Raw genomic sequence first — 9,940 nt, 5'->3', positions numbered from 1 at the left:
TATCCAGCACCCAGCACCCAGCACCCAGTACCCAGTACCCAGTACCCAGTACCCAGCACCCAGCACCTATTTATATTTTCTACTCAGATGAAAAACCTGTATTACCGGACCAATCCGGTTCACTCTGAATGCCGGACATGGAAAGAAGCCGACGCTGATCCGTACCGGCTGCAGTCATGACAAACAAATGAGCCTTTCCGCCTGTTCTGTTGGATTTAAAAACAATCAGGCTGCCGTCCGGTGACCAGCAGGGATCTTCGTTATCACCCTGATCTGCCGTCAACTGCACCGGCGTGCCGATATGCGGATCAACAGATATTACAAAAATATTAATTTTGTTTTTTTCAATTCCCACATAAGCAATTTTTTTTCCGTCCGGAGACCATGCCGGGCTGGTATTATATCTTCCGGTAAATGTGATGCGCCGGGCCTCTTCCGACTCCAGGTCCTGAATATAAATCTGTGGATTGCCGGACCGGGATGACGTAAAAGCAATCTTTCTTCCATCCGGAGAAAATTTAGGTGACACATTCGATCCCCAGCTTTTGGTAACTCTTTTAATAATTTCTCCTTTACGGGTCAACAAATATATTTCCTGATTCCCTGAAAAACTTAGCGTTGCCGCAAGATTAAGCTTTCCAGGCATCCAGTCCGGAGAAATATTAATTCCTTTATAATTAACAACAGCACCCAGTTTATTCTTGACATTTTTTATAAAAATATCAGGTTTTCCCTTGGCATAGGAGACATAGGCCAGCCACTGGCCGTCATCTGACCAGGCCGGAGACAACGAGATACTTTTATGGTCGGTCATCTGCCGGGGATTAAATCCGTCAAAATCGCAGGAATAGATCTCTTTATTTCCATTGACCGTTGAAACAAAGGCGATTTTTGATCCAAAAACCCCGAAATTTCCAGTCAACGCGTTGGCAACTTCGGCACAAAATCGGTGAACCATAGCCCGAATCCGGGTGGTCGGCCCGCTGTATATTTTACCCACCACAAGCTTTGTATTAAAGGTATCCATGAGGCGAAGCTGCAATTTAACCTGACCGTCATGTTCTTCTACGCCGCCTGTCACCAACAGTTCAGCCCCAATGCCTGTCCAGTCCTTGAAATTTATTTGCCCCAGTTGAATGCCTGATTCCGCAGGATTTGATAAAAAGGCCGTTGGGTTCATAATTTTCAGATAGCCTGTGAAATCAAGCCCTGCTTTCAGAATCTGTTCAGCCTGAACGCCTGCAGCAATCTCAGCTTCATGGCCGCTGAACGCCTTGAACGAAGTCACTGCAACGGGTGTTTTGTTTAAAAAAGGATTTGAAATACTGATATAATCATAATCCTTTGCCAGGGCCTGGACGCCCATAAGAAATATACTTGCCCATACCCACACGGCCTTGTACAGCACATGGAAAGATTTGTTTTGTTGCATTTGACCACCTGTTTATATTTTAGGATTACTTAAGGCCCCGGGGGGAAAACCCGAGTACCAATTCATAGGAGAACATCCCCTTAGGCAGTTCCGGCAGGGGATTTGCCCTTTTTATAGCCTTTTTGGCAGATTCATCCAGATAATTGTTTCCGGACCGGGTTTCAAATGAAATATCCCGGATATTACCGTTCTTTAATATTTTTATAAAAATTCTGACTTCAAGATCCTGATCGAGTCCGGCCATGACATCGTTGAAAACCCAATTCTGTTCAATGGCAGACTTGATCACCATCTGATACAGCCGCAAAGGCGTGACTTCACCAAGGTTTCCGCCACCACCGCCTGCAGTACCTGCCCCAGCAGCAGCGGCGGCAGACATACGCCCCTTGCCGTCAAAATTTGTGCCCTTGGCATCATTTTCCCTTGAGGCGACCGAATCCTTCATCCGCGCCAGGGCATCTTTAAGCTGAGTTTGTTTTTGTTTTTCAAGCTTCTGCGCTTTTTCTTTTTTGGCTTTGGCCAAGTCTTTTTCTAATTTTTTCCTGGCTTTTTTTGGGGGCTTTTTTTTCTTTTCAACAGGTTTTTCTTTTGGCGGTTTCTTCTTTAGCTGTTTCTTCTTTGGCGATTTCTTTTGTCTATCTGCAATTAAATCTTTAAGATTCTGTGGCTTTGATTTCAGACTGACCTCCGGTTTGATTATCGGAATCTCAGGCGCCTTGGGTTCCACGGGTTGGGACGAAATTTGGGAAGGCGCATCAGGGTTCACATTATCGGCGTTGTCAGATGCCGGTTCATCAGGCATAGGTGCTTTTCCCGAAGTCTGGGCATTGGCAGGTCCGGCAGGTCCAGGAGCAAACGTAACCAAATCCACAGTAACAACTTTGGGGCTGGGCGCAGAAAACTGAAAATCATGTAAAAAATACAGGCTGATAAAAAAAAGGGCATGGCAAACCAGGGATAGCAGACAAACCAGAAAAAAACGTCCTGGGCCGAAACTTTTGGACTCGCTGATAAATCTTTGCTTGTTTTGAATTTGAGACCGGATATTCATTTGACGCCATTAACCAGCCTGATTCTCATCCTCAGGCAGGGTGATCATGCCAAGGCTGGTGATTCCGGCTTTTTTAATCTGGGACATGATGTTGACCACCACCCCATAGGGCACTTTTTTATCTGCCTTGAGGTAAACATTTTTCTTATCCAGATTCGCCATGACCGCTTCAAGTTTTTCCGCCAGAAACGCAGCGCTGACTTCCTGCTCGTTGATATACACATTCATATCAGCATCAATGGAGATGATTAGCTGCTGCTCATCGGTGGGCAATGCTTGAGAGGTTGCCGTGGGTAGATCAACGTCTACGCCCTGGACCATCATCGGTGCCGTGACCATAAAAATTATCAGTAATACCAGCATGACATCCACAAACGGTGTCACGTTGATTTCAGACATTAAGGGGTCATTTCCTGATTCAAGCTGCATTTAGGCCTCCAGCTTTTTTAAAACATCCCGTTCAATAATATTCAAAAGATCTGAGGAAAAACTTTGAAGTTCTGAATTCAGCACTCGTATACGGTCATTAAAATAATTATATGCAATAACCGATGGTATTGCCACGGCAAGTCCGGCGGCAGTCGCCACTAAGGCCTCGGAAATACCGGGTGCCACAACGGCAAGACTGGCAGATCCTGAAAGCCCGATCCCCTGGAAGGTACCCATGATGCCCCAGACGGTACCAAACAGGCCGATAAAAGGCGCTGTATTACCGGCTGTTGCCAGAAAAGACACCAGTTGGGTTAACCGCCGGTTTTCTACATTAATGGCCCGGTTAAGCGTACGCTTGACACTTCCCATGGTCTGAAGGGTTGATCCGGCATTTTTCCTTGCGGCAAGATTGTCCTTATTTTCGGTTCTTGCGGCTTCCATGTAAGCGGCAAAAAAAATCCTGGCAAGGGGACTGGAACGAAGCGCCTTAACCTTGGAAAAGGCATCGGACAGGGTCCGGCACTGCCAGAACACTTCGGTAAAATCCGCCGAATCCCTGAATGCATTTCTGATATACCGAAATTTTATAAATATAATAGACCAGGAAATAATAGAAAAAAACAGCAGCAACAACATGATAAACTTTACAACGGGCCCGGCATTGGTAAGCATATACAACAGGCCGACTGATTCAGTGGTCATAAACCCTTCCTTAAACTAAATTGGCACCCAAGGAAACATAACAGATAAAAAAACATAAATCTACATATGTGCGCACCGGCTCTCATGTTAATAAAAAAAACCCCTTTGCGTTAAACAAAGGGGCTTAAATATCACCAAACACATCATGGCCAAACAAGCCGGCTCATGGTGTCATGGAATTAACTACATCATACCGGGCATTCCGCCGCCCATGCCGCCGCCCATGCCGCCGGGCATGCCGCCGCCCATGCCGGCACCTGCGTCTTCTTCAGGTTTGTCAGCGATCATGGCTTCGGTAGTCAACATGACAGATGCAACCGAGGCTGCGTTCTGCAGGGCAAAACGAACCACTTTTTTAGGATCAATCACACCGGCCTCAATAAGGTCTTCGTATACATCGGTCCTGGCGTTGTATCCAAAGGCACCCTCCGCCTCTTTAACTTTATTGATCACAACAGACCCTTCAACACCTGCATTGTCGGCAATTTTGCGCAAGGGCCACTCAATCGCCTTGGCAATCACATTAACACCCAGTTTTTCTTCACCCTCCACATCAAGGGAATCAAGGAAAGGAATGCATCTAACCAGAGCGACACCACCACCGGGAACAATGCCTTCTTCAACAGCTGCACGGGTTGCATTCAACGCATCTTCCACGCGGGCTTTCTTTTCTTTCATTTCGGTTTCAGTGGCAGCACCGACATTAATTACCGCCACACCACCGACCAGTTTAGCCAAGCGTTCCTGCAGTTTTTCACGGTCATAATCAGAAGACGTTTCCTCAGTCTGTGCACGAATTTGTTTTACGCGGCCTTCAAGGGCTTCTCTGGATCCGGCACCGTCAACAATCGTAGTATTGTCTTTGTCAATGGTAATGGACTTGGCCTGACCAAGATCCTGAATGGTAATATTTTCCAATTTGATACCGATATCTTCGGAAACAACCTGACCACCGGTGAGGATCGCAATATCTTCCAGCATGGCTTTTCTTCTGTCACCGAAACCGGGCGCTTTAACCGCAGCGACATTCAAAGTGCCGCGCAGTTTATTAACAACCAGAGTGGCCAGGGCTTCGCCTTCAACATCTTCTGCAATGATAACAAGGGGCTTACCTGTTTTTGCAATTTCTTCAAGCACAGGAAGCAGATCTTTCATGGAAGACACTTTTTTATCGCAGATCAGGACAAAAGGATTTTCCAGGGCAGCAACCATTTTTTCGGTATCAGTGGCGAAATAAGGGGAAAGATATCCGCGGTCAAACTGCATACCTTCAACAACATCAAGGGTGGTATCCATGGATTTGGCTTCTTCAACGGTGATAACACCTTCTTTGCCCACTTTATCCATAGCTTCTGCAATGATGTTACCAATGGTTTCATCATTATTGGCGGAAATGGTGCCGACCTGGGCGATTTCATTCTGATCTTTGGTGGGTTTGGTAAGACTTTCAAGACTTTCAACAACTTTTACAACAGCCTTATCAATGCCTCTTTTGATCCCCATGGGATTGTTGCCGGCAACGACCAGGCGCTGGCCTTCTTCGTAAATTGCCCGGGCAAGAACCGTGGCGGTAGTGGTACCGTCACCAGCCATATCAGACGTTTTTGAAGAAACTTCTTTAACCATCTGGGCGCCCATGTTTTCAAACTTATCTTCCAGATCAATCTCTTTGGCAACGGTTACGCCGTCTTTGGTGACATTGGGAGATCCCCAGGACTTATCGATAACAACATTCCTTCCCTTGGGACCAAGGGTAACCGTTACTGCGTCGGCAAGTGCCTGGACACCTTTGAGCATTGCTTCACGTGCTTTGGCATCATACTTAATTTCTTTAGCCATTGTATTTTATCTCCGTAAAATCTTTAAATTACATTCTTTAAATTACATTGAAGTATATATTAACTGTAAGTCCGGCATCCTGAAATAATGCATTTCAGAATCTTAGCAAATATTTAGTCCACAACGCCCAGTACATCGTCCTGGCGCATGATCAGATAATCAATCCCGTCAATTTTGACTTCCGTGCCGCCGTATTTACTGAACAATACGCGATCCCCGACTTTCACATCCATGGGAAGAAGTTTTCCGTCTTCGCCCATACGGCCGTTACCAGTGGCAACCACTTTACCTTCGGCAGGTTTTTCTTTCGCGGTGTCCGGGATAATGATACCGCCTTTGGTTTTCTCATCTTCTTCAACACGTTCAACAAGAATTCTGTCGCTCAATGGTCTGAAACTCATGATACAATTCTCCTTTAATTATAAAAGTTGCGCATTAAATTTTATTTTTGAATTAAGTCAACTTGTTAGCCAGATTGCCATTTACTTGGAATCTGATTTAGAAGCCGACTTTTCTGATTTTGTCGATGACGCTTCTTTTGGCTTGGAACCTGCTTTGGCTCCGCCGTAATCCGTCACATACCATCCGGATCCTTTGAGATGAAAGGTGCTTTGGGAAACAATCTTTTTCAGCTTACCATTGCACCTGGGACAAACATCCAGGGGGGACTCTGAAATTTTTTGAAAAACTTCCTCTATATGACCGCATCCGCTGCATTGGTACTCGTAAACCGGCATTTTTGTTTTTCCTTCCTCTAAATTGCTGAAACCGCTTATTTTGCGGGACTCCTTGCTTGAAAAACAAAATTAAAATAATAAGTCTTTTTTCCTTGTCAAGGATAGGCCCTAAAATTTTTAAAGATGTGTTCATTTATATACTGTTAATACCATTTTTCATAAAATTCAAAAACTTGTGATATACCGGACACAGCTTTGGGGGCAATAATATCATAGGTAATCCCATGCACTTTTTTTTCTTCTTCCAGGGTCACCTCTGCTTCACAGGCGTTTTCATAACGGTGTTCAAACCGTAAAAAACGTACCACATGAACAAGTTCATGGATCAGGATATACAAAAGAAAGGGCGCAAGACAAATTTTAGGAGTTTTTGCAACGAATGAAACAATCGCAGGATCCTGGATACAGATATGATAAAGACTAAAGGCCGAAGAACCTAAGGAGAAATCCTGCCGTCGGCCTTCATATTTAAGCACCTGGGCAAAAGGGCCTTCGACCCGTTCATGCGGGGCCAGATCCCTGGCGGTTTTAATATCATATCTGTTTTTAAGCCATTGGGAGGAGGATAATTTAAAATAATTATATACCATCTCCTCGGCCCGCAGCGATGCGGTTGCCACCTGCTCAAGTTCACCCTCATTAAAAAATCGTGTCATTTGAACACCTGCTCCACACAACAAAAGAATGGACAATTAATTTAAATTTATGCTATAATTGAAATTTAACAAATCAAATGACAATTTACTGATTTAAAAGGAGGTGATTTTTTTGGGCAGCGTTATAAAGAAAAGAAGAAAAAAAATGCGTAAGCATAAACATAGAAAGCTCCTTGCCAAAACCAGGCACCAAAGAAAGAAAAAATAGATTCTAAAGAAACTGAATTCGCCTTTTTCTTTCATCGGCACGTGGGGAGTATTGAGTTGTCTCAATCCAGCTCAATACTCATATCCCACATCTCTTAATCTGAACTTTTCTTAAAATACTTCATCAAATCGGAATCCGTTGACAATATAACGGTACTATCTTTTTCAAGCGTATTTTTATACAATTCCATGGTTTTCACAAACGCATAGAATTCGGGGTCCTGACCATAGGCGGCGGCATAGATCCGAGTCGCCTCGGCATCAGCGTTACCCTTTATTTCCTGGGCCTGTTTATACGCCTGGGATTTGATGACCTGCAGATCGCGTTCTTTCTCTCCTCTGATATTGCTGGCCTCACCTTGACCTTCCGCCCTGAATTTTTCTGCAATCTGATTTCTTTCTGCAATCATCCGGCCATATACAGAACTGCGGACACTGTCGATATAATTAATTCGCTTAATCTTAACATCCACGACCTGAATACCGAAATCCGCTAATTTTTCCCGGGCCTGTTTTTCTATTTGACGGGCAATTTCAGTCCGACCTAAATCCACACGGTAACGAACCGCACGTTTAGGTGTTTCTTCACCTTCCGTAGCTTCCTGCTGCCCCTGGATGGCCTCAAACGTATCCATGGGGCGGTCTGTATTTCTGACACTTTCCACAAGCGGATATGCTGAAATCAAATCGCGCATGGCCGGATCGATAATATCATCCAGTCTTTTCAGCCCGGAAAATTCGTCTTTCACCGTCTGGAAATAAACAATCGGATCACTGATCCGCCACCGGGCAAAGGTATCCACCCAGATATATTTTTTATCCTTTGTGGGAATCTGCCCCGGATCTCCGTCCCACTCAAGCAGATTTTTAGGAAAATAATTTACCTTCTGGATAAATGGCATTTTGAACTTTAATCCCGATGTCTTCTTGGCATCACCCACAATACGCCCGAACTGCGTGATAACCACTTGTTCGGTTTCATCTATCACGTAGGCCGAATTATATAAAACAACCGCTGCAATGACGGCAACTGCCATCAAAACAACATTTACGCTTCCCATATTTTTATTTGTACTTTCCATACCTATTCACCTTTCCCAAGGGTTTGACCTGACAATTTAGCGCCCATATTTAAAAACGGCAGCACATTTTTCTGGTCTGAATCAATGATATATTTATTTTCCAGTTTGGGCAGGACCTCAAGCATGGATTCCAGATACATCCGTTTCCGGGTCACATCTTTGGCCTGGACATATTCATCATAAATGGCCTTGAATTTGGTCGCGTCACCCTGGGCACGGTTTACCCGGTCAATGGCATACCCTTCGGCATCTTTGATCAGACGCTTTGCTTCACCCCGGGCCAGGGGGACCGCCTTGTTATATTCTTCCCGGGCTCTATATATGGTCTGCTCCTTTTCCTGAGTCGCCTGGTTAACCTCATTAAATGAAGCCTGAACCGGTTCCGGCACATTGGTTTTCTTCATTTCAATATTGACGATGCCGATTCCGGCTTTTGCATTATCCATTTCCCGTTGAAGCATTTTCTGAGCCGCATTGGCAATTTCTGCACGACTTGAAATGACCTCATTGATACTTCTGTCCCCCACAGTGATTCTCATGGTTGCTTCGGACATATCCCTTAACAGGGATCTGACATCTTTTACATTAAATAGATACGCCCTGGGGTCAGCTCTGCGGTACTGAACAATCCAGGGAACAACAGCAACATTAAGATCGCCGGTGAGCATTAAAGAGGCTTCCTGTCTGGACGACTCCGGAGACGCACGAAAAGAGCCCTCCCCGTTGTACGTTTTAAAGCCGAACTCTTCCGTTTCAATCTCTCTGACATTCACCTTGGTTACCTTTTCTATACCTGCGGGCCATTTGAAATTCAAGCCGGGCTGCGCCAAACGATTGTACTTGCCAAAACGCTGGATCACCCCGACCTCGCTTCGGTCAATGGTAAAAACGGTAGATGTAGCGATAATCACAGCAATAATAACGATTGCTACAAAAAAGATGCCGGAAAATTTAAACCCTTTGAATTTATTTAAAAGGTCATCCATCTGGGGCGGAGTAGGCATCCCAGGCCCCCCGCCTTGTCTTTGTTCATATTTTTTTTGATTTTCTCGAAGTTTTTCCCAATCCCAATTCATAAAATTATATCCTGTTAATGAATGACCAATCCGACAATAATTATTATTATTGTCTCCAGTGGTTCGCTTGAAGATTTATATCTGAAAGTCAAGATAACTCGTTAAATTGCTTTCATCTTCCGTTGCAGCTTGAGCCTGGCTGTTGATGGTTTACAACAAACCATGGCTGCAATATAGGCAAAATATTACTCTAATTATAAAAATCAAGCTTAAAAGGCAATATTTATTTAGAATAACGCCTGGGGCAAAGGTTATCAGGAAAAACACGAAGGCGGTTAGGTTACGCCGCAGAAACTAGGGACTATAAACTGGATGCAAGACCTGTGCATTCAGTGATTTAGGAACGGATCCGAATTAATTTAACCTGGGAGCGCGGGCGTCTCGCCCGCATCGTTACTGCAGGCGGGACGCCTGCGCTCCCGGATATAGCAAAATGGACAAGTTATTTAAGACCCGTTCCTTAAAAAATGCCGTTGAAACTGTTGCAGGAGGCAGCCAATATCTTTGCCGGGAAGCCCGGAACGTGATGAACGTTCCGTCTTCTGCTTAACCGCTTTCGGAAAATATATCTGGACTTTTAACAAAACGGGAAAGGCAGGGGGCGCATTCCCATTTTCCCGGTTACCGTAGGCAGATTATTCGTAAATGTTAAAAATATTGTAATTGCTTAATAATACATATAAAAACAATTAGTTGTATCAAAAAATAGACCCTGTAATCCCATTT

At 44.5% G+C, this 9,940-nt stretch carries 11 protein-coding genes; 1 reads left to right on the top strand and 10 read right to left on the bottom strand.

Going from position 1 to position 9,940, the window contains the following annotated elements:
• Positions 1-79: 79 nt before the first annotated feature.
• The 8 genes from tolB to HXW94_RS17280 all read right to left on the bottom strand — a co-directional run bounded on the left by tolB (position 80) and on the right by HXW94_RS17280 (position 6,849).
• Positions 80-1,432 carry a Tol-Pal system beta propeller repeat protein TolB gene (gene tolB, locus HXW94_RS17315; protein WP_178368151.1) on the bottom strand — a complete coding sequence of 451 codons (1,353 nt, stop codon included), beginning with the start codon at positions 1,430-1,432 and terminating at the stop codon, positions 80-82.
• A gap of 25 nt (positions 1,433-1,457) precedes the next feature.
• The gene (gene tolA / locus HXW94_RS17310; protein WP_178368150.1) at positions 1,458-2,483 is read right to left on the bottom strand and encodes a cell envelope integrity protein TolA; all 1,026 of its coding nucleotides are present in this window, start codon (positions 2,481-2,483) and stop codon (positions 1,458-1,460) included.
• Between the two features lie 9 nt (positions 2,484-2,492).
• Positions 2,493-2,912 (bottom strand): protein TolR, encoded by a 420-nt coding sequence (tolR, locus tag HXW94_RS17305; protein WP_178368149.1) that lies wholly within the window; start codon positions 2,910-2,912, stop codon positions 2,493-2,495.
• Positions 2,913-3,617: a protein TolQ gene (gene tolQ / locus HXW94_RS17300; RefSeq protein WP_178368148.1), complete on the bottom strand. Its 705-nt coding sequence runs from the start codon at positions 3,615-3,617 to the stop codon at positions 2,913-2,915.
• Between the two features lie 183 nt (positions 3,618-3,800).
• Entirely contained in the window at positions 3,801-5,456 is a 1,656-nt protein-coding gene (gene groL / locus HXW94_RS17295) for a chaperonin GroEL (RefSeq protein ID WP_178368147.1), read from the bottom strand.
• 113 nt (positions 5,457-5,569) lie between these two features.
• The gene (gene groES, locus HXW94_RS17290; RefSeq protein ID WP_020589196.1) at positions 5,570-5,857 is read right to left on the bottom strand and encodes a co-chaperone GroES; all 288 of its coding nucleotides are present in this window, start codon (positions 5,855-5,857) and stop codon (positions 5,570-5,572) included.
• An 81-nt stretch (positions 5,858-5,938) separates the two neighbouring features.
• Complete coding sequence (locus HXW94_RS17285) at positions 5,939-6,193, bottom strand: FmdB family zinc ribbon protein (protein ID WP_178368146.1); 255 nt, start codon at positions 6,191-6,193, stop codon at positions 5,939-5,941.
• 143 nt (positions 6,194-6,336) lie between these two features.
• Positions 6,337-6,849 carry a hypothetical protein gene (locus HXW94_RS17280; protein WP_178368145.1) on the bottom strand — a complete coding sequence of 171 codons (513 nt, stop codon included), beginning with the start codon at positions 6,847-6,849 and terminating at the stop codon, positions 6,337-6,339.
• Positions 6,850-6,952: 103 nt separating this feature from the next.
• On the opposite strand from HXW94_RS17280, the gene HXW94_RS17275 reads away from it, so the two are divergent.
• Positions 6,953-7,057 carry a 30S ribosomal protein bS22 gene (locus HXW94_RS17275; protein ID WP_004074089.1) on the top strand — a complete coding sequence of 35 codons (105 nt, stop codon included), beginning with the start codon at positions 6,953-6,955 and terminating at the stop codon, positions 7,055-7,057.
• Between the two features lie 94 nt (positions 7,058-7,151).
• Here the strand turns inward: HXW94_RS17275 and hflC are convergent, their stop codons facing one another.
• Both hflC and hflK read right to left on the bottom strand, forming a co-directional pair.
• A complete protein-coding gene (gene hflC / locus HXW94_RS17270) occupies positions 7,152-8,138 on the bottom strand; it encodes a protease modulator HflC (RefSeq protein WP_178368144.1) in 987 nt (328 codons plus the stop codon).
• A 2-nt stretch (positions 8,139-8,140) separates the two neighbouring features.
• Entirely contained in the window at positions 8,141-9,214 is a 1,074-nt protein-coding gene (gene hflK / locus HXW94_RS17265; protein WP_178368143.1) for an FtsH protease activity modulator HflK, read from the bottom strand.
• Between the last annotated feature and the right edge of the window lie 726 nt (positions 9,215-9,940).

The sequence above is a fragment of the Desulfobacter latus genome (genome assembly GCF_013389365.1).
Taxonomy (GTDB): Bacteria; Desulfobacterota; Desulfobacteria; order Desulfobacterales; family Desulfobacteraceae; genus Desulfobacter; species Desulfobacter latus.
Note: the sequence above shows the minus strand (reverse complement) of the source record. Positions and strands in the feature narration are given on the sequence as shown.

Excerpts from the sequence above, each read along its gene's own strand:
- HXW94_RS17280 (WP_178368145.1), bottom strand. The coding sequence starts at position 6,849 with ATGACACGATTTTTTAATGAGGGTGAACTTGAGCAGGTGGCAACCGCA.
- hflC (WP_178368144.1), bottom strand. The coding sequence starts at position 8,138 with ATGGAAAGTACAAATAAAAATATGGGAAGCGTAAATGTTGTTTTGATG.
- tolR (WP_178368149.1), bottom strand. The coding sequence starts at position 2,912 with ATGCAGCTTGAATCAGGAAATGACCCCTTAATGTCTGAAATCAACGTG.
- tolQ (WP_178368148.1), bottom strand. The coding sequence starts at position 3,617 with ATGACCACTGAATCAGTCGGCCTGTTGTATATGCTTACCAATGCCGGG.
- groES (WP_020589196.1), bottom strand. The coding sequence starts at position 5,857 with ATGAGTTTCAGACCATTGAGCGACAGAATTCTTGTTGAACGTGTTGAA.
- groL (WP_178368147.1), bottom strand. The coding sequence starts at position 5,456 with ATGGCTAAAGAAATTAAGTATGATGCCAAAGCACGTGAAGCAATGCTC.
- HXW94_RS17285 (WP_178368146.1), bottom strand. The coding sequence starts at position 6,193 with ATGCCGGTTTACGAGTACCAATGCAGCGGATGCGGTCATATAGAGGAA.
- hflK (WP_178368143.1), bottom strand. The coding sequence starts at position 9,214 with ATGAATTGGGATTGGGAAAAACTTCGAGAAAATCAAAAAAAATATGAA.
- tolB (WP_178368151.1), bottom strand. The coding sequence starts at position 1,432 with ATGCAACAAAACAAATCTTTCCATGTGCTGTACAAGGCCGTGTGGGTA.
- tolA (WP_178368150.1), bottom strand. The coding sequence starts at position 2,483 with ATGAATATCCGGTCTCAAATTCAAAACAAGCAAAGATTTATCAGCGAG.